At 30.1% G+C, this 17,811-nt stretch carries 20 protein-coding genes and 1 pseudogene; 5 read left to right on the top strand and 16 right to left on the bottom strand.

All coding sequences use genetic code 11. From position 1 onward, the window contains the following. The first annotated feature begins 17 nt into the window (after positions 1–17). The 3 genes from gcvH to BTO16_RS16090 all read left to right on the top strand — a co-directional run bounded on the left by gcvH (position 18) and on the right by BTO16_RS16090 (position 1,526). Entirely contained in the window at positions 18–398 is a 381-nt protein-coding gene (gcvH, locus tag BTO16_RS16100; RefSeq protein ID WP_105022666.1) for a glycine cleavage system protein GcvH, read from the top strand. Beyond that, the gene (locus tag BTO16_RS16095) at positions 364–732 is read left to right on the top strand and encodes a VanZ family protein (RefSeq protein WP_211298244.1); all 369 of its coding nucleotides are present in this window, start codon (positions 364–366) and stop codon (positions 730–732) included. Before gcvH ends, BTO16_RS16095 begins: the two co-directional genes overlap by 35 nt. 74 nt (positions 733–806) lie before the next feature. Then, positions 807–1,526, top strand: coding sequence for an energy transducer TonB (locus tag BTO16_RS16090; protein ID WP_105022665.1), 720 nt, complete (start codon positions 807–809; stop codon positions 1,524–1,526). Between the two features lie 616 nt (positions 1,527–2,142). On the opposite strand, the gene BTO16_RS16085 is transcribed toward BTO16_RS16090, so the two are convergent. Continuing rightward, on the bottom strand, positions 2,143–2,496 hold the full coding sequence (locus BTO16_RS16085) for a toxin-antitoxin system YwqK family antitoxin (RefSeq protein WP_105022664.1): 354 nt from the start codon (positions 2,494–2,496) through the stop codon (positions 2,143–2,145). 388 nt (positions 2,497–2,884) lie between these two features. Here BTO16_RS16085 and BTO16_RS18060 point away from each other — a divergent pair. Both BTO16_RS18060 and BTO16_RS16075 read left to right on the top strand, forming a co-directional pair. Continuing rightward, positions 2,885–3,052: pseudogene (locus tag BTO16_RS18060) on the top strand (DUF1304 family protein); the annotation flags it as partial. 68 nt (positions 3,053–3,120) lie between these two features. Beyond that, on the top strand, positions 3,121–3,927 hold the full coding sequence (locus tag BTO16_RS16075) for a mechanosensitive ion channel family protein (RefSeq protein ID WP_105022662.1): 807 nt from the start codon (positions 3,121–3,123) through the stop codon (positions 3,925–3,927). Between the two features lie 3 nt (positions 3,928–3,930). On the opposite strand, the gene tsaB is transcribed toward BTO16_RS16075, so the two are convergent. The 15 genes from tsaB to BTO16_RS16000 all read right to left on the bottom strand — a co-directional run bounded on the left by tsaB (position 3,931) and on the right by BTO16_RS16000 (position 17,704). Further along, positions 3,931–4,617 (bottom strand): tRNA (adenosine(37)-N6)-threonylcarbamoyltransferase complex dimerization subunit type 1 TsaB, encoded by a 687-nt coding sequence (gene tsaB, locus BTO16_RS16070; protein ID WP_105022661.1) that lies wholly within the window; start codon positions 4,615–4,617, stop codon positions 3,931–3,933. Positions 4,618–4,701: 84 nt separating this feature from the next. Continuing rightward, positions 4,702–6,063 carry a TolC family protein gene (locus BTO16_RS16065; RefSeq protein WP_105022660.1) on the bottom strand — a complete coding sequence of 454 codons (1,362 nt, stop codon included), beginning with the start codon at positions 6,061–6,063 and terminating at the stop codon, positions 4,702–4,704. Positions 6,064–6,182: 119 nt separating this feature from the next. Next, positions 6,183–6,371, bottom strand: coding sequence for a hypothetical protein (locus BTO16_RS16060; RefSeq protein ID WP_407675522.1), 189 nt, complete (start codon positions 6,369–6,371; stop codon positions 6,183–6,185). 28 nt (positions 6,372–6,399) lie between these two features. Then, a complete protein-coding gene (locus BTO16_RS16055) occupies positions 6,400–6,939 on the bottom strand; it encodes a DUF420 domain-containing protein (protein ID WP_105022658.1) in 540 nt (179 codons plus the stop codon). After that, positions 6,932–7,576, bottom strand: a complete 645-nt coding sequence (locus tag BTO16_RS16050) for an SCO family protein (RefSeq protein WP_105022657.1) — start codon at positions 7,574–7,576, stop codon at positions 6,932–6,934. The genes BTO16_RS16055 and BTO16_RS16050 overlap by 8 nt, the downstream gene beginning before the upstream one ends. Continuing rightward, on the bottom strand, positions 7,573–8,244 hold the full coding sequence (locus tag BTO16_RS16045; RefSeq protein WP_105022656.1) for a hypothetical protein: 672 nt from the start codon (positions 8,242–8,244) through the stop codon (positions 7,573–7,575). Before BTO16_RS16045 ends, BTO16_RS16050 begins: the two co-directional genes overlap by 4 nt. Positions 8,245–8,405: 161 nt before the next feature. Beyond that, a complete protein-coding gene (locus tag BTO16_RS16040) occupies positions 8,406–8,747 on the bottom strand; it encodes a cytochrome C oxidase subunit IV family protein (RefSeq protein ID WP_105022655.1) in 342 nt (113 codons plus the stop codon). 19 nt (positions 8,748–8,766) lie between these two features. Next, a complete protein-coding gene (locus BTO16_RS16035; protein WP_105022654.1) occupies positions 8,767–9,747 on the bottom strand; it encodes a cytochrome c oxidase subunit 3 in 981 nt (326 codons plus the stop codon). Between the two features lie 54 nt (positions 9,748–9,801). Further along, positions 9,802–10,389: a cytochrome c oxidase subunit 3 gene (locus tag BTO16_RS16030; RefSeq protein ID WP_211298243.1), complete on the bottom strand. Its 588-nt coding sequence runs from the start codon at positions 10,387–10,389 to the stop codon at positions 9,802–9,804. A gap of 5 nt (positions 10,390–10,394) precedes the next feature. Beyond that, positions 10,395–11,297 carry a heme o synthase gene (gene cyoE / locus BTO16_RS16025; protein ID WP_105022653.1) on the bottom strand — a complete coding sequence of 301 codons (903 nt, stop codon included), beginning with the start codon at positions 11,295–11,297 and terminating at the stop codon, positions 10,395–10,397. Between the two features lie 285 nt (positions 11,298–11,582). Continuing rightward, positions 11,583–12,140 (bottom strand): hypothetical protein, encoded by a 558-nt coding sequence (locus BTO16_RS16020; protein ID WP_105022652.1) that lies wholly within the window; start codon positions 12,138–12,140, stop codon positions 11,583–11,585. Beyond that, positions 12,130–12,696, bottom strand: coding sequence for an MOSC domain-containing protein (locus BTO16_RS16015; protein ID WP_105022945.1), 567 nt, complete (start codon positions 12,694–12,696; stop codon positions 12,130–12,132). The genes BTO16_RS16020 and BTO16_RS16015 overlap by 11 nt, the downstream gene beginning before the upstream one ends. A gap of 4 nt (positions 12,697–12,700) precedes the next feature. Beyond that, positions 12,701–13,471: an enoyl-CoA hydratase/isomerase family protein gene (locus BTO16_RS16010; RefSeq protein WP_105022651.1), complete on the bottom strand. Its 771-nt coding sequence runs from the start codon at positions 13,469–13,471 to the stop codon at positions 12,701–12,703. Positions 13,472–13,601: 130 nt separating this feature from the next. Next, positions 13,602–13,859 carry a SemiSWEET family sugar transporter gene (locus BTO16_RS16005; RefSeq protein WP_245892134.1) on the bottom strand — a complete coding sequence of 86 codons (258 nt, stop codon included), beginning with the start codon at positions 13,857–13,859 and terminating at the stop codon, positions 13,602–13,604. Between the two features lie 374 nt (positions 13,860–14,233). After that, positions 14,234–17,704: a leucine--tRNA ligase gene (locus BTO16_RS16000; protein WP_105022650.1), complete on the bottom strand. Its 3,471-nt coding sequence runs from the start codon at positions 17,702–17,704 to the stop codon at positions 14,234–14,236. Positions 17,705–17,811: the final 107 nt, after the last annotated feature.

Below are 17,811 nucleotides of genomic sequence, written 5' to 3'. Positions count from 1 at the left end.
ATTAAAAATTAAATAAAATGAATATTCCAGCTGAATTAAAATACACTAAAGATCATGAGTGGATTAAAATTGAAGGAAACATTGCAACTGTAGGAATTACAGATTTTGCTCAAGGGGAATTGGGTGATATTGTTTATGTAGATGTAGATACTTTAGAAGATACGGTAAATGAAGGAGACGTTTTTGGTTCTGTTGAAGCAGTAAAGACCGTTTCAGATTTATTTATGCCACTAACTGGTGAAGTTATTGAATTTAATGAAACATTAGAAGATGAACCAGAATTAGTAAATACAGATCCATATGGCAAAGGCTGGATGATCAAAATTGAAATTTCTGATAACTCCCAAATTGAAAACTTACTAAATGCTGAAGCGTATCAAAAACTTGTTAAAGGATAATATTTATATAATTGCGTTAATTATTAGTATTACCATTGTTTTTTTAAGTTTGCTAAAATTACCAAGTTCTAAAATAAACATAGTTAATATCGATAAAGCGTACCACAGTATCGCATATTTTGCACTTGGAATTACTTGGTTATTGGCTTTTTATAAGAAACCAGAAAAAAAATATCTAATTGTAATTTGCTGTATTATTTTTGGCATAATAATTGAAGTATTACAAAGTAAGTTAACAAACTATAGAACAGGAGATTATATAGATGCTATTGCAAACTCATGCGGAGTTCTCTTAGCTTTATTGATTTTTAATCTGTTTTCTAAAAAAAAATAGATTAATTTATGATAAGACTTGTATTTTACCCAATAATTTAATTAAATTAGCAACCTATTAAAAACTCTTTAAGAATGGAAATCAAGAAAAATCCTAAATCAAATTTAGAAAATTTCAGTAAAATATTTATGCAAATCGGTCTTGTTCTAGCCCTTTTTGTTGCTTATGCTGCTATAGAGCAGAAAACATATGACAAAACCTATGGAGACCTAGGTACTGTTAATATGAACGCAGAAATGGAAGAAGACATTCCAATTACTGAAAGAGTTGAGCCAGTGAAACCAAATACGCCACCGCCACCAACTCCAGAAAAGATTGAAATCGTTAAGGATGAAAAAGAGGTTGTAGAAACTGTAATAGAAACAACTGAAACTGATGAAACTAAAGCTGTAAAAGTTACAGAAATAGTTGAAATCGATGAAGGTGAAGAAGTTATTGAAGACGTTAGTTTCATGATCATTGAAGATGTTCCTGTTTTTCCAGGTTGTAAAGGAAGTAAAGAAGAACTAAAAGATTGTTTTAGCCAAATGGTACAAAAGCATTTTTCTAGAAAGTTTGATGCAGAATTACCAAATGAGTTAGGTTTATCTTCAGGAAGAAAAAGAGTATTTATTGGTTTTAAAATTGATAAAAACGGTAACATTGTAAATGTACAAGCTAGAGGACCACACCCAAAAATTGAAGATGAGGTTATTAAAGTAATGAAACAGTTACCTAAAATGAAGCCAGGTAGACAAAGAGGAAAGCCAGTTGGTGTAAAATATAGTATTCCATTCACATTAGTAGTGGAGTAAAAAAATACAAAATAGTTATAAAAAAGCATTTAGAATTAATTTCTAAACGCTTTTTTTATTTTATTAATTATAAAAACTTAAATATTATAATAGTAAAACATTACTATTCTCTGTTTGTCAAGAAAAACTAAAACATAAAACAACTTAATAATAAAACTCTGGTTGATAGCACTAGATGTTATATGAAGTTAAAAAAAATCAGGATAAATTAATTCTTATTGAACATTTATATTTAAACCACGCAAATTTTTACAATAGGTGTATTTAAGCAAGTTTATCCATTTAACATAACAAACTATTAATTTGTTTCAAAACCGCGAAACAACACCTTAAATCAATATATTATAAGGATTCTAAAACTTTCAATTATAAGTAGATCTAGAAACATTGTTCCTTACTAAATAAGTGTAAAAAAGTTGGACGAACATGAGGCATGATTGTATACCAACTATTTAATTTCATTTGTATAAATCTAATTTTATGACAAGGATCTGCATCCCTAGTTACAATTTTATAAAAAGTAAAGATCTATACGGAATGTTATGGAATCAATAAAGCTCATTAAAATTAAAATTTTAATGAGCTTTATTTTTTGTAAAATATGTTGTGATACTAATTATTCATTACCAAAAGCAACTTTTGATTCTGGTCTCCATTCATTAACAGAAGCTATAGAATTATTTTCATAATTAATTTCTTTTAAAGAATCTTTTGACCAGATAAACCACTTTCCTACTTTTTTACCATTGTCGTAAAAAGCTAATTGTGTTTTTTTTCCGTCAATATCAAAACGAGTCCATTCTCCAGTGATTTTTTTGTCTTTGAAAAAACCTTGAGTTTTAACAGATCCGTCTTCATAATAATAAGTCGCTTTTACTAAGTCGCCATCAACAATAAAAGTTGGTTCCTTTTCTTGCGCATATCCTATTGTAGCTAGACAAAGCATACATATTGTGATTATATTTTTCATGATGAGTATATTTAAGGTTAACGTTACTTTTACAAATATAAGACTATTATTACAATTTCAAAACAATTTGATAACATTAATTTAACATTGCGCGCGAATTAATTAAATTCTCCAAAAGAAAAATAATATTTACAATTAACTGATAGTCATTACAAATCTGCCGAATCCTAAAAAAAAGAATAAGCTCTATAGATTAGAATGTAAAAAAAACATAATCAGACAACAAATTAGTTATAAAGTTCTCGTCCTTTTATATATCCTTTATTTAAAATGTTTTTTTATACCACAAAAAAGGAATAAAGACTTTAGAATAAAAAACTAAAAAATTTACAGAGAAAACCGAAGTTTTAGCCACCAATCAAAGATTATATAAAGGTTTTTAGCCGCAGGATTAATTTGGTCTATTAATATAGTAGAGAAAAAGGTGACTTTATTCTTTCTAATTTGTGTATGTATTGCAGGTATTGATGATACCTATTCAACAAAGAAAAAGAGTATTTTATTTATTCAGGCAATTCCTGCAATAGTTTCTATAATAACACTAATGTTACTTTAACAAAAATTTACTTGTTTAATGCAGTCCTTTTTAAATATTCTATTATTTTTACCAAATAAAATTATAAAATGGAAGAGTATATAGAAGCTTTAAAGGGTTTATTATTAGAATATACACCAAGTGTAATAACCGCAATTATTATCTTAATAGTTGGTTTATTTCTAATAGGTATCGTTATTAAATCATCAAAAAAAATAATGGCAAATAGAGGTGTTGATGTTACACTTCAAAAATTTTTAGGTAATCTTGGTAGCTGGATTTTAAAAATATTGTTATTTATCACTGTTATTTCTCAATTAGGTATTGCTACAACTTCATTTGCAGCAATTATAGCTGCTGCTGGTTTAGCAATTGGTTTAGCGCTACAAGGTTCATTAGCTAATTTTGCAGGTGGGGTTTTAATAATGATATTTAAACCAATTAAAATTGGTGATTTTATTGAAGCACAAGGTCAAACTGGTACTGTAAAAGAAATTGAAATTTTTACAACAAAACTAAATACAACGGACAATAAGGAAGTTATAATTCCTAATGGCTCACTTTCTAACGGCAATATTGTTAATTATAGTACCGAAGCAACCCGTCGTGTAGATTTCAACTTTGGAGTTGGTTATGATTCTGATATTAAAAAAACAAAAAATATACTTTTTGGTATTCTAAATTCTCATCCATTAGTTTTAAAAGAGCCTGCCATCGCAGTGAATTTATCAGAATTAGGAGACAGTTCTATTAACTTCTTTACGCGTGGTTGGGTTAAAAAAGAAGATTATTGGACTGTTAAGTTTGAAGTAATGGAACAAGTTAAAGAAGCTCTTGATGCAGCAGGAATTGAAATTCCGTATCCACACAGAGTAAATATTAATAAAAATGAATAAGGATTAAAAAGTAGGTTTCTTTTTTTTCTCAGGAATTACCACAAAGTCTTTTAAATAAAACGGTTCAAAATAAGCGACACTTTCCGTGTCGTTTTTTTGGTATTTATCATAAGATAAAAGCGCCATCTCTTTTGCTGATGGAAATTTAGCATCCACAAATACAGCGTTTTTATGTGTTATGATTTCTTTACATTTATGAGCTCCATCACCCAGAAAATAAACTTTATTAATTTTTAAGTATTCAAAAAAAGAATTTTCGTTAATAATATCCGCTTTAATTTCTCTTACTTTCTGGTTCTTTTCATCAAAAACAGCAGCATAAACTTCTAACCTTCGTGCATCTATCATTGGTACAATAAAACCTTCTTCAATTGAAATTGAAAAAGATAAAGAAGTTAAAGTATCAATTGAAATTAATGGTTTATCAAAAGCAAAACAAAGTCCTTTTGCGGCAGAAACCCCTATTCGTAAGCCTGTATAAGAACCAGGTCCTTTACTTACTGCTACAGCATCAATTTGATTTGTAGTAATATTCGCTTCTTTTAAGATAGCTACAATAAACGGATGTAAAACTTCTGCATGAGAATAATTGCCATTATTCAATTCTTTAATTGCTATAATTTTGCCCTTATCAGCAATACTTACAGAGCAATTTTTTGTAGCTGTTTCTATGTTTAATATGATGCCCAAAATCTAATTTTTTTTTGCAAAGATAAATTAAAAAGAAAACCTCACTATGTTTAGTGAGGTTTAGATCGTATATTTTAAAAGCTGTTATTCTATGACTAAATCTCCAGAATAAAATTGTAATACTTTCGTTTTAAAAACATAATCGTATTTAGAACGAATCAATGCACCTTGAGCACTTACCAAACGCGTTCTTACTTGATCAAAATCAAACTGTGTCATTGCCCCAAAATTATAACGCTCTTGTGCATTTTTAAATGCTTCGTTTTGTGCATCTAAAGATATTGTTGCTGCCTCGTATGTTTTTAAAGCGGTTTTAACATCTAAAAAAGATTGCTCAATAGTTTGTTTTAAAGCTAGTTTTTCGCTCTCTAATCTTATTTCAAAAATTTCTTTATTAATTACAGATTGCGCAACTCTATTTTTTGTTTGAAAACGGTTAAAAATAGGAATATTTAAAGATAAGGCAACTTGATAATTTAAATTATTTTTAAATAGTTGGTTGGGAAACCTGTTATCCCTTTCAAATAATTGTCCATTAATTACAGTAGATATAAAATCTGGTTGGCCTAAAACTGTATTATAAAAAGAACTTGCACCAAAAGAATAAGATAAAGTTGGCAGAAAAGCACCTTTAGATAGCTCGATATTAAAATCAGCGTTATCAATTGCTAATTTTGCCCTTGCAATTTCTGGCATTGTTTGTAAAGATCTATCGTAAACTGATGTTGAACTTTTATAAAATAAATCTGATGAAGGAGTGCCAACATCTAAAGGTGAAATATCAAATAAAGTAACATTAACTTGTAGTAATTGTGCTAAATTTAACAATGCCAAATCCACAGCATTTTCTTGTGCAATTACAGATTGTAAGTTTGTGGCTGCGGTAGATTGTGTATTTAGTAAATCTCCTTTAGGAATTACACCTGAATTGAACCTACTTTCTGCTGCCTCTATTTGAGTTTTACTTATTTGATATTGAACATTAGCAACATTTAAATTTTCTTTTGCAAAAAGAATATTTAAATATCCATTTACAACTAATAAAGAAATATCATTTTCAATTTTTTGTAAATCTAATAAACCAGACTGAACACCTAATTGAGCTTGTTTATAAGTATTTGTGTTTCTAAATCCGTTAAAAATTATACCTCCACCATTTAATCCTAGAGATAAAACATATCTTTCTGCTGAGCTATTTGTATTATCAGCCCCTGTTGTTAAACCAAAACTCATAGAGTTACCTAAATTACTTCCAAGATTAGGTAAAAAATTTCCTTTGGCAATATCTACGTCTTTTTTAGCTAGTTCGAGACTAAGTCTATTTTGTTGTATAGAAATATTCTTTTTTAAAGCCTCATCTACACACTCTTTTAAAGTCCATTTTTTTTGTGAAAATGTAGCTATAGAAAGAAAAAAAGCTACCAATACAATGAGTTTAGTTTTCAAAACGTATTTATTTTTGATTGTTTATGTTTATAGTGCACTTAAAGAAATATTTCTTGTAGTATTACAAATAAGACGACCAAAAGTAAATTATGTTACATAAATTTACTCTTATTAGAATGTTAATTTTTAGCTTGATTTTTTTTGTATCTGTATAAAGCAAAAAACAACCCTCCAATTAATAAGTATGGAAAAACCATTAAGTAAGAAATTCCGTTGTTAACACCCTCCGCTAGCGGTACATCACCACTTTCAACAACCGCTTTGCACATGGCACATTGCGAGTAAGATGATTTTAAAGTGAAAATCATCAATAAAATATAACTAACTATTATTTTTTTAGACATAATAAGGAGAAATCATTAGATAAACTATTACACCAGTAACGGCAACATATAACCAAATAGGAAACGTAATTTTTGCTATCTTTTTATGATTTTCAAAGTTACCTAATTTAGCTCTTAAAAAAGTTGTTAAAACAAAAGGGATTACAATTATGGACAATACAATGTGCGTAATTAGAATAAAATAATATATATATTTTATAGTGCCTTCTCCTCCAAATTTTGTAGAATCAGAAGTCATGTGATACGCAATATACATTAACAAAAAAATTACCGAACAAAAAATCGCAGATGTGTTAAATTGTTCATGTAATTTTTTATTTCCTTTTTTTATAGCAATTACCGCCGCAATTAAAAGAATTGCAGTTAAACCATTTATGGAAGCATAAATTGGTGGTAAAAAAGTAAGAGGGGCTACATTATAACCTAGATCTCTTAAATTAACACCAAATAAAGCTGCAACTGCAACTGGAATCACAATTGATAAAGCTGTAATAATTTTTCTATATTTTCTCTCTTGTGCTAGATTATTCATTTAACAACAATTTAATATCTTCTTTTAACTCTTTTATCTGGTCTGGAAAAGTTTGCTCTTGTAAAGCCCTATAAAACATAATTGGGTTGCCAAACTCATCTCTTCTAGAGCGGATGTTACCTTCTTTATCTACTAAAGCGAACAAACCCGAATGTTCAAAACCTGCATGATCTGCATCGCCTTTACCTGCATAAAGTTTAAATCCTTGATTTGATAAAGCGTAAACAATTTCTTCTGATTTACCTGTTAGCAAATGCCAATTTTTATGAGTAATTCCGTTCGCCTTAGCATATTCTTTTAAAATCTCTGGAGTATCAATTTCTGGAGTAATAGATATAGAGGCAATTCCGAATTCTGGATTCCCGAAAAACGCATCCTGAATTGTTAGCATTTTCTGATTCATTAACGGGCAAATTGACGGACAAGTAGAAAAGAAAAACTCAACAACATATACCTTACCTTTGTATGTTTTGTTTGTAATAGTTTGTCCAACTTGGTCTATAAACTCAAAATCTGGCACTTTATTAAAAGTATGCAAACCGGTATCTTTAAAACGATCTACCACCTTTGGCACGGTGTAAATACCAAACAATAATATGATAAAAGCAATACCTATATAAGAATATTTTTTACTCATAATCCTACTTCTTTTCTATCTGCTTTGTTCTTGTTTCTTTCTTTAAAAGCCGCATAATACTCGTAATACAATACTTTTAAATCGTCTTTTAATTTACCATTTAAAACAGAAACCGAATTCATATTGTAACCAAAAAGCTTTCCATCTTTACTATCTTCATCATTTAGCCTTCCTCTTAAGTTAACATCTTTATCAATTAAAAAAGCATTAGGAGTCGCTAGATCGACAAGAGGAATAGCACAAGAAAAACTTGTATAGAAGGTTTCTATTTCTTCTTTGGAACTCGCCATAAAAACCCATTTTTGCATATCAGTAAAGGCACCTATTTCTTCTTTAAGCCTCTCTACTTCTACCTCTTTTCCGTTTGGATAAATTGCTAAAATTTGAAACTGTTTATACTCTATGAACTTCTTGTATATCTTTTCATTTAAATTAAATAGACCAGATCTATTTGTATTTACATCATTTCCTAAAAAACAGACAATTGTTACATTATCTTTTAGTTTAACCGTCTTAGTTGCATCAATTTCTGATACATCAATAATGTTGGGTGTAACGATAGGTAGTTTTGTAAAATTATTTTCGCCTAAGGAAAGAAGTAAAAAACAAATTAAAGGAAAAATAAAAAGTAAAAATAAAACTACTCTTTTTTTTGTAAAGAATTTCATTGTATCTTATTATATAACAAATTAATATTGGTATTAAATAAACCGGAAGTACCTACAAACAAAAAGCAATACGATTGTATTTATGTCTTTTTTAAAACTTTAACCACAATATCTAGCATATAATAAGAGGTGGTTAAAACCACCTCTTATTATATTTTTAATTACCATTTTACAAGTGGTGCTAATGTACTGTGCAGATAACCGCCTTCTATTAGAAATAGTGTTACTAAATAACAGACTAGAAAAACTGCAGTCCATACTGCGGCACGTCTAAACCATTTTTTTTCACCTTCCATGTGCATAAAGGTCCATGTAATATAGTAAGCTTTAAATAATGTAAGTATAATAAAAATCCAGTTTAACGGACTTGTACCAAGAATACTTGTTAAATGTAAAATTTCTGGTTTTACAATTCCTAAATAAACTTCAATAATTGTAACTACAGATAGTAAACCAAATACCATCCATATTCTTTTTACATTAGATTCGTGTGCGTGTGCCATCTTTTGCTATTTTTTATAATTAAACTAAGTAGAAGAAAGTAAATACAAATACCCAAACTAAATCTACAAAGTGCCAGTATAATCCTACTTTCTCTACCATCTCGTAATGCCCCTTCTTCTCATAAGTACCAAGAACGACATTAAAGAAAATGATAATATTTAATACTATTCCAGAAAATACGTGAAAACCGTGAAAACCTGTAATAAAGAAAAAGAAATTTGCGAAAATTGTATTTCCATATTCATTTGCTGATAAATTTGCGCCTTCAACAACCCTCTGGCCATTTGCCAATTCAGCCAAACCTTTTTCTCTAGATAAAATATATTTCTTTTTTTTATCCATATCAATTTTCTCTATTCTTATTTGCACAGAAGGGTCTGCTTTGTAAGAAGCTGTAATTTGAGCTAATGAATACTTTGGAACTTCATCACCGCTAACAAACCATAAACCGTTCTTTTTAGTATGAGTTACTCTTTCATCCATTCTACTACCAACAACAAAATCTGATAATGCTATTTGCTTACCATCTTTTACAAATTGTAAAACTTTACCATTAGTCGTTTTTACGGCTCCATAAGATCCATTAATAAAGGTGTTCCATTCCCATGCTTGAGAACCAACAAATATCAAACCTCCAATAATTGTAGCAAACATATACCAAGCTACTTTACTTTTTTGCATTTTATGACCAGCATCTACAGCCATTACCATTGTAACTGACGAAAATATCAATATAAATGTCATAAAAGCCACATAATACATTGGATAAATACCGTGTATAAATGGTACGTGTGTAAAAACTTCATCGGCTATTGGCCATGAATCGATAAATTTAAAACGTGTTAAACCGTAAGCCGCTAAAAAACCCGAAAAGGTTAAAGCATCTGAAACGATAAAAAACCACATCATCATTTTACCATAACTAGCGCCAAATGGTCTAACTCCACCACCATCCCAAGTGTTTTTCCCGTCTGAAGGTATAGCAATATTTGCTTCCATAAATATTCTCTGTTAATTAATTCTTAATTAGATTGTAAAAATAACTATTTTTCATCACTTAATAAAAGAGAAAAAGAAAAATAGGTAAATCCATAATAGATCTACAAAGTGCCAGAAGATTGCACCTAGTTCAAAACCAAGCATATCGTCTGATTTGTATTTGTATTTAAAATGATTATAAATAACAACCAATAGCACAACGACTCCTGCAAACAGATGTAAAACGTGCATAAATGTGATGCCAATTATAAAAGAGGTTGATACCGTACTTTCTGGACCTGTAAAAAATAACCCAATACTTTTAAGCTGATTAAAGCCAACATACTGCTGCCAAATAAAACCAATTCCTAAAAGAAAAGTTACAACTAACAAACTTAATGATAGTTGTCTTTTATTTTGTTTTAAAAATCTTTGTGATAAAAATAATGTAATACTACTTACTACGATTAAAATTGTACTTATGTAAAATGATTGAGGCAAATCAAAAGAAACCCAATCATCTCGTTTCATACTAATTACATATGCACTTGTTAATCCTGCAAAAAACATTACCATGCTAATCATAGAAATCCATAACATTGGTTTTGCAGATTTCTTTTTTGCTACTATTAACTCTTGTTGTAAAACTTGTTCTCCTATCATCCTTTCTAATGTAAAAATTTATCTACTACATATATAATTTGCACAACAGTAATATACAAAACACTAGATAACATCAGTTTTCTTGCATCTGTATTCTTTTCTGATTTATGCAATTGAACTGCATAATATAACATTATAATTCCTAACAAAGCAACAATTACCGCTGTCGCTGGATAAATGTAAAAATTTCCTGACACTTTTAATACGGGAGCTATTGAAACCAATATCATAATAAAAGTGTAAAAAATAATCTGTTTTACAGCTCCTTTATCCTTGGTGTTCATAGGCAACATATTAAACCCTGCTTTTTTATATTCTTCAAATTGTAACCAACCAATTGCCCAAAAATGTGGAAATTGCCAGAAAAACTGAATCATGAATAAAAATCCTGCTTCAATACCAAAATGATCTGTAGCGGCAACCCAACCTAACATGAAAGGTATTGCACCAGGAATTGCACCTACAAAAACGGCTAACGGTGTAACCGACTTTAAAGGTGTATAAGCACATGTATATAAGAAAATTGAAATTGCGCCAAACAAAGCAGTCTTTGGATTGATGCTATATAGAATTGAAATTCCTAAAATAGTAAACAAAATAGCGATTGCCATTGCAAAATTAACAGACATTCTATTAGTAGGCAAAGGTCTGTTTTGTGTACGAAGCATAATCGCATCTGTATCTTTCTCTATAATTTGATTAAATGCGTTAGACGCACCTACCATAAAGAAACCACCTAAAGCTAATAATAGAAGTGTTGTATAATTAATTATATCTACTGCCAACAAATAACCTGCAACCGAAGAAAAAACTACACTTAAAGACAAACCAACTTTTGTGAGTTGTTTTAAGTCTGAAAGGAGTGTATTCATTGATGTTTTTGTCTCTGATATCGCTACTGAATCCATTATTAGTTTAATCTTTTGCAAAGATATTTTATAAATATCAATTTACCATAGAAATTTTGAGGTTTTGTTTGTTAAAATTAAAAAACCCACTCAATAAATTGAGTGGGAAAATTGCTATGAAAAAGAAAAAGTGTGGCTTTCTTCAAAACCACGGTCAAATATAAATAATTATAATTTATTAAAACAAAATTTAATTGTATATTTTTTATAATTTTCACATTAATCCATTTTTTCTATTCTTTTATTCAGGAAACCATAAATAATGATTAGAATTCTAAGAAATATCTATTTCTCAACTTCATATCTTATTAGCTTTCTATTATTTGGGATTAATAAATTTTGTGTTTTGTCAAAATAATAAATACTATCAAAAATTAAATCTTTAAAAGATTTATCCTTTTTATTTAAAAAAAGAGAATCATTCTTAATATAATAGGTTCCTTTTTTAGTACAAACTTCATTTTTTAAGGCTTGTTTAACTTCAAAAGTTTTATCAGTAAATAGAATTACCCTAGAGGTTACCTCGGCTCCTACTTCGTTTTTAAAAGATATTTGCTGATTTTTGAACAAAAATTTTCCTTGATACTTTATACCTATAAACAAAGAAACAGAAAAAATAAAAACGATCAATAGCGGCACAAAGTTAAATCGTAATTTTTTGATAGATAAATTGTATAAATCATAAAAAGTAATTACTAAAAAAGCAATAACAAATACAATTGTAAGCCCAGTAATTATTAACAAATTAGCAACACCAAAACAATAATCACCCAAGTAAATTATATTTAAAAAGGGTAAAAGCGCAAACACAAAAAGCACTAAATGTATTTTTTTAAACTTCATTAGATTCCTTTTCTATTTTCCTTTTGATTAATAAATCTGCGATTGTTGGATTATTTGGACAGCTTTTTATTTGCAAAAATGCATCACCATTTTTCACGAAACCCGTTTGCAATACTTTAAAATAAACACCGCAAAAAGTAGTATTCCAAAATTGCTTTACAATTTTCATATTGTTAAAACGAATTCCTAATTTATAACAAGGACTCCTTTGCAAGGTTGCTTCTAAAATTGTTTCGCCAACTTTAAAAGTATCGCCCACATGAATTTTAGTTTCATCAAGAGCGTCAATCGTTAAATTTTCTCCAAACATTCCTAAGCTCCATGTTAACTCTGGGTACAAAGGTTTCCAAAAATCGTAATGTTTTAAAGAATATCCATAAATAGCTTGCTCAACTCCTCCATGATTTTCACGATCGCAAATTGCATCCCCTTTAACTTCTTCAACATCTAGGAAAATTGGAATATCAACAGGAAATTTAAAAATACCCGTTGTCAACTTTTCATTCATGTAAACAATTTCCTTTCGTTCGCCAATATTTGTAGATACAATTTTCATACAGTTATTTTTTAGAAAATTTAGCCAACGCATTTTTAGTGAATTCTGATAAAACCAATTCACCCGAAATTGCAGCTCTTTCGGCTAATAAATCGTCCCAATTTTGGGTGTTTTCCCATAAAACCTTTTTCATTTCCGCTAAAGCGGATGGATTATAAGACGCTAATTTTGATGCAAATATTTCTACTTCTTCGTCTAATTCTCTAATCGTTTCAAAAACTTTAGCATACAACCCTTTTTCTTTTGCCCAATAAGCATTTTTCCAATTGGTAGCATCTAAAGTTAATTCTGATAAACCTGCAACCCCTATTTTACGTTTTACCGCCGGCTCAATTACAAAAGGACCAATACCAATTGTAAATTCTGATAATTTAATGGCAGCATTTTCTGTTGCCAACACATAATCGCAAGCAGCAGCTAAACCAACTCCGCCTCCAACAGTTTTTCCTTGAACTCTACCAATAATAAGTTTACCACAAGTTCTCATGGCGTTTATTACGTTTGCAAAACCAGTAAAGAATTTTTTACCTTCTTCTAAATTTGAAATAGCAACTAATTCATCAAAAGAAGCACCTGCGCAAAATGCTTTTTCACCTTCGGATTTTAAAATGATTACAGAAATAACATCGTTTTTTGAAATTGAATTCAGCTCTTTTGTAAGTCTTTCTAACAATTCACTCGGAAAAGAGTTACTTGCAAGATGCCCAAATTCTATAGTTGCGATATTGTTTTGAAAGCTGGTGTATAAACTTCCGTTTTGTCTAGTAGTTGTCATTAAATTCAAGTTTGCTCAAAAGTAGCTTTTTATTGACAGAAAATAGATCTAAAATTTTGAAGTTATGCAGAATAAAAAAAGTCATTACACATTTTGTAATGACTTTCATTTTTTATATAAAATTGATTTCTTATTTGTACTTCAATTTCATAATCACCAAAAACAAAGATGATATTGCTGTAATTGAATTTGCTAAAATCATTGGTAAACTTTTTAAATGAATTCCGTAAATTAACCATAAAACAATCCCAACAAAAAAGGTTGTGTACATGGTTAAAGAAAGCCCAGAGGTATCTTTTGTTTTATAGGTTTTAAAAACTTGCGGTAAAAACGATGCTGTTGTTATAAACGCAGCAACTAAACCTATAACTTCGTAAAAATCAATCACTATTTTTTCTTTTTTTTTTGGATGCTTTGTAAAATTTATCGATACAATTATCTTAAAATCGAACATCACACAACCTGACAATTCCTATTATTAGTTTTTTTAAAAACATACTGTCACATCGAGTAAATTTTATTTTTTATCAAATTTGTATCGAGATGTTTTTTAATATCTAGATTTCTAAATCGTCTAAAAAGGCGCTTTTCGAAACGACAATTAGTATATAATTTAGTTTTCATAGATTCATACTTTCATATAAATACCTTTTTCAAAAGTTCTCGATACAATCCCGCCCAAAAGCAGAATCAATCGAACTGACAAAATCTCAATATTACAAACTACTCAAACAAGCTAATAGCAAACGCACACTGCGTGTGCTAACTTACAATGTTTACAATTTTACCCGGAACAATAATTACTTTTTTAGGAGCTTTACCTTCTAACTGCGCAATTGTCTTTTCGTTTTCTAAAACTGCCTTTTCTATTTCTTCTTTTGATAAATCTAACGGAAGTTCTAACGTAAAACGCATTTTTCCGTTAAAAGAAATAGGATAATTTTTAGCACTTTCTACCAAATGTTTTGCATCAAAAACAGGAAAGTCGACTGTTGAAATTGATTCTTTATTTCCTAACTGACTCCATAATTCTTCAGAAATATGAGGCGCATAAGGCGACAATAAAACCAATAATGGTTCTAGAATTTCACGTTTGTTACAGTTTAAAGCAGTTAAACCATTTACAGCAATCATAAAGGTAGAAACTGAAGTGTTAAAAGAGAAATTCTCGATATCTTCTTCTACTTTTTTAATTGTTTTGTGTAAAACTTTTAATTCTTCTGATGTTGCTTTTTCTTCAGAAACTTCAAAAACTTCTTCGTTGTAATATAGCTTCCATAATTTCTTCAAGAAAGAAGAAACTCCAGAAATACCTGCCGTATTCCAAGGTTTTGCTTGCTCTAAAGGACCTAAAAACATTTCAAATAATCTTAAGCTGTCTGCGCCATATTGCGTTACAATATCATCTGGGTTTACAACATTGTATTTAGACTTAGACATTTTTTCTACTTCACGAGAAACTTCGAAAGCGCCATCTTCTTCTGTAATAAATTCTGCATCTTTAAATTCTGCTCTCCAATTTTTAAAAGCTTCAAGATCTAATTCATCCGAAGAATTTACAAAAGAAACATCCGCATGAATTGAGCGTACTTTTAAAACTTCTTTATTCCATAAAATAGATTTAAACCCTAGTTTTTTAGCAAGTTCTAAAAGAGTTCCGTATAAATTCTTCACTTTTACAACATCCGCCTCCGCTACGTGATATTTTTCTATAATTTCATCATCACTTATTGTAGGTTTATTCCAGAAATCATAATAAAGAATCCTGTTTTTATTGATAACATCAATAACTGATTTACTAAAAAGTATTTTGGTATCCGTAGTACTACTTAAATCGTCATCTTCAGCGATAAAACTACCTTCAAAAATAGACACGAAAGCAGATGTTCCTAAAATCATTCCTTGGTTAATCAGTTTTTTTGCAAACTCATCAACAGGCACTACTCCTTTATCAAACAAGAATTTTTGCCAAAAACGTGCGTATAATAAATGGCCCGTTGCATGTTCAGAACCTCCAATATATAAATCTACTTCTTTCCAATAGTCTAAAGATTCTTTGCTTGCAAATTCAGTTGCATTTGTAGCATCCATATATCTATTAAAATACCAAGAACTTCCTGCCCAACCTGGCATTGTGTTCAATTCTAAAGGAAAAACTGTTTTATTTTTTAGCTTTTCGTTAGAAACCACTTTCTTATTACGAGAATCCCAAGCCCATTCTGTTGCGTTTCCTAAAGGTGGTTTTCCATCTTCGGTTGGCAAATATTTTTCAACTTCTGGCAACACGATTGGCAAGTGTTTTTCGTCAATCATTTGTGGCATTCCGTCTTTATAATAAACAGGAAAGGGTTCGCCCCAATAACGTTGTCTGCTAAAAACGGCATCACGCAAACGGTAATTTATTTTTCCGTAACCAAAACCACGTTTTTCCATTTCAAAAATGGCTAATTTTAATGCTTTCTTATATTTTAATCCTGATAAAAAGTCTGAATTTGCAATTTTCGTTCCGTCTTTATCTGCATGTGCTGCTTCCGAAATATCGACTCCTTCAAAAATATTCGGAATCGGAATATTAAAGTGTTTTGCAAAGTCATAATCACGTTGATCACCACAAGGAACCGCCATAACTGCACCTGTTCCGTAGTTTGCTAACACGTAATCTCCAATCCAAATTTGTACTTTCTCACCAGAAAAAGGATGAATTGCATACGCACCCGTAAACGCACCAGAAATGGTTTTTACATCTGCCATTCTATCACGCTCAGAACGTTTTGCCGTTGCTGTAATATAACTTTGAACGTCTGCTTTTTGAGCATCTGTAGTAATTTTTGCAACCAACTCGTGCTCTGGAGCTAAGGTCATAAAACTTACTCCGAAAATAGTATCTGGTCTTGTTGTAAAAACATCTATTTTGTAAGCAGATTGCTTCGTTTCACTCGCAATGACGTTCTGATTACTTTCTAACTTTTCAATTGGTTTTGAAAACTGAATTGTATTGTTTATTTTAGAAACAACCGCCAACACGTTATCAATAACTTCTTGATTGGTAAAACGAACAAAATTGAAACCTTCACTTGTAAAAAATTCAGCTCTTGCAGCTTCATCTTCTTTACCAGAAAACTCAACAATTATATTTTTTGCTAAACACACATAATCCACTAAAAATGTACCAATTGTATATTTTTTTCTGAATTTTGCCGCGCCTTTTTTATTTTTTAGTTCATCCCAAAGAATCGCTTCTGCTTTTGATAAATTTAAACGCAATACTTTTAAAGCCTCTAATTCTTTGTATGATAATTTTACTTCGGATGTTGATTTTATAGCGCCTGAATCTACTTTAAAAGTAACCATTGCGCCCTGACTTCTGCCAATCCAGTTTCTTTGAGATTCTTTTAATGGTTGTGGCCAATCGATTGTTTCTAAACCGTCTAACAAACGTTGCGCGTAGGCAGAAATTCGCATCGACCATTGTGTCATTTTTTTTCTGACAACAGGATAACCACCACGTTCGGAAACGCCGTTTACAATTTCATCATTTGCTAAAACAGTTCCTAACTCAGCACACCAGTTTACTTCTGTATCCGATAAAAAAGTTAATCGATATTGTAATAAAATTTCTTCTTGTTCTTTGGTTGAAAATGCATTCCATTCATCCGAAGAAAAAGAAGCAATTTCTTCATCACAAACGGCATTTACCGTTGCATTTCCTTCCTTTTTAAAAACAGAAATTAACGCAGCAACATCTTCTGCTTTGTCTGTATCTTTATTGTACCAAGAATTGAATAGTTGGATAAAAATCCACTGTGTCCACTTATAATATTCAGGACTAGAAGTACGTACTTCTCTACTCCAATCAAAAGAAAAACCAATTTGATCTAATTGTCTTCTGTATGTTTTAATATTTTCTTCGGTTGTTTTTGCTGGATGTTGCCCCGTTTGAATTGCATATTGTTCTGCTGGCAAACCAAAAGAATCATAACCTTGCGGATGCAACACATTAAAACCTTTATGACGCTTGTAACGTGCATAAATATCACTTGCAATATATCCTAAAGGATGGCCAACATGCAAACCTGCTCCTGACGGATAAGGAAACATATCTAACACATAATATTTAGGTTTCTCTAATTGCCCTTCAACATTGCTCAAGACAGGATTACTAGCTTTAAAAGTTTGGTTTTTTGCCCAAAATTCTTGCCATTTCTTTTCTATATCTAAGTGATTGTATTGCATCTATTTTCTTTTTAAGAAGCTGCAAATTTACGTTTATTCTTGGAAACAGTAAATTGGAAATCTGAATAAAAAACAAGAAATTAACGGTTTAAATTATTTTTAAATTT

Source organism: Polaribacter glomeratus (assembly GCF_002954665.1).
GTDB lineage: Bacteria > Bacteroidota > Bacteroidia > Flavobacteriales > Flavobacteriaceae > Polaribacter > Polaribacter glomeratus.
This window is presented reverse-complemented; position numbering and strand designations above follow the sequence as displayed.

What these genes read in the sequence shown, in the direction of transcription:
- BTO16_RS16000 (WP_105022650.1), bottom strand. Translation starts at nt 17,704, where the DNA reads ATGCAATACAATCACTTAGATATAGAAAAGAAATGGCAAGAATTTTGG.
- BTO16_RS16020 (WP_105022652.1), bottom strand. Translation starts at nt 12,140, where the DNA reads ATGAAGTTTAAAAAAATACATTTAGTGCTTTTTGTGTTTGCGCTTTTA.
- BTO16_RS16030 (WP_211298243.1), bottom strand. Translation starts at nt 10,389, where the DNA reads ATGATAGGAGAACAAGTTTTACAACAAGAGTTAATAGTAGCAAAAAAG.
- BTO16_RS16075 (WP_105022662.1), top strand. Translation starts at nt 3,121, where the DNA reads ATGGAAGAGTATATAGAAGCTTTAAAGGGTTTATTATTAGAATATACA.
- BTO16_RS16050 (WP_105022657.1), bottom strand. Translation starts at nt 7,576, where the DNA reads ATGAGTAAAAAATATTCTTATATAGGTATTGCTTTTATCATATTATTG.
- BTO16_RS16060 (WP_407675522.1), bottom strand. Translation starts at nt 6,371, where the DNA reads ATGATTTTCACTTTAAAATCATCTTACTCGCAATGTGCCATGTGCAAA.
- BTO16_RS16015 (WP_105022945.1), bottom strand. Translation starts at nt 12,696, where the DNA reads ATGAAAATTGTATCTACAAATATTGGCGAACGAAAGGAAATTGTTTAC.
- BTO16_RS16035 (WP_105022654.1), bottom strand. Translation starts at nt 9,747, where the DNA reads ATGGAAGCAAATATTGCTATACCTTCAGACGGGAAAAACACTTGGGAT.
- gcvH (WP_105022666.1), top strand. Translation starts at nt 18, where the DNA reads ATGAATATTCCAGCTGAATTAAAATACACTAAAGATCATGAGTGGATT.
- BTO16_RS16090 (WP_105022665.1), top strand. Translation starts at nt 807, where the DNA reads ATGGAAATCAAGAAAAATCCTAAATCAAATTTAGAAAATTTCAGTAAA.
- BTO16_RS16045 (WP_105022656.1), bottom strand. Translation starts at nt 8,244, where the DNA reads ATGAAATTCTTTACAAAAAAAAGAGTAGTTTTATTTTTACTTTTTATT.
- BTO16_RS16010 (WP_105022651.1), bottom strand. Translation starts at nt 13,471, where the DNA reads ATGACAACTACTAGACAAAACGGAAGTTTATACACCAGCTTTCAAAAC.
- BTO16_RS16085 (WP_105022664.1), bottom strand. Translation starts at nt 2,496, where the DNA reads ATGAAAAATATAATCACAATATGTATGCTTTGTCTAGCTACAATAGGA.
- BTO16_RS16055 (WP_105022658.1), bottom strand. Translation starts at nt 6,939, where the DNA reads ATGAATAATCTAGCACAAGAGAGAAAATATAGAAAAATTATTACAGCT.
- BTO16_RS16095 (WP_211298244.1), top strand. Translation starts at nt 364, where the DNA reads ATGCTGAAGCGTATCAAAAACTTGTTAAAGGATAATATTTATATAATT.
- cyoE (WP_105022653.1), bottom strand. Translation starts at nt 11,297, where the DNA reads ATGGATTCAGTAGCGATATCAGAGACAAAAACATCAATGAATACACTC.
- BTO16_RS16040 (WP_105022655.1), bottom strand. Translation starts at nt 8,747, where the DNA reads ATGGCACACGCACACGAATCTAATGTAAAAAGAATATGGATGGTATTT.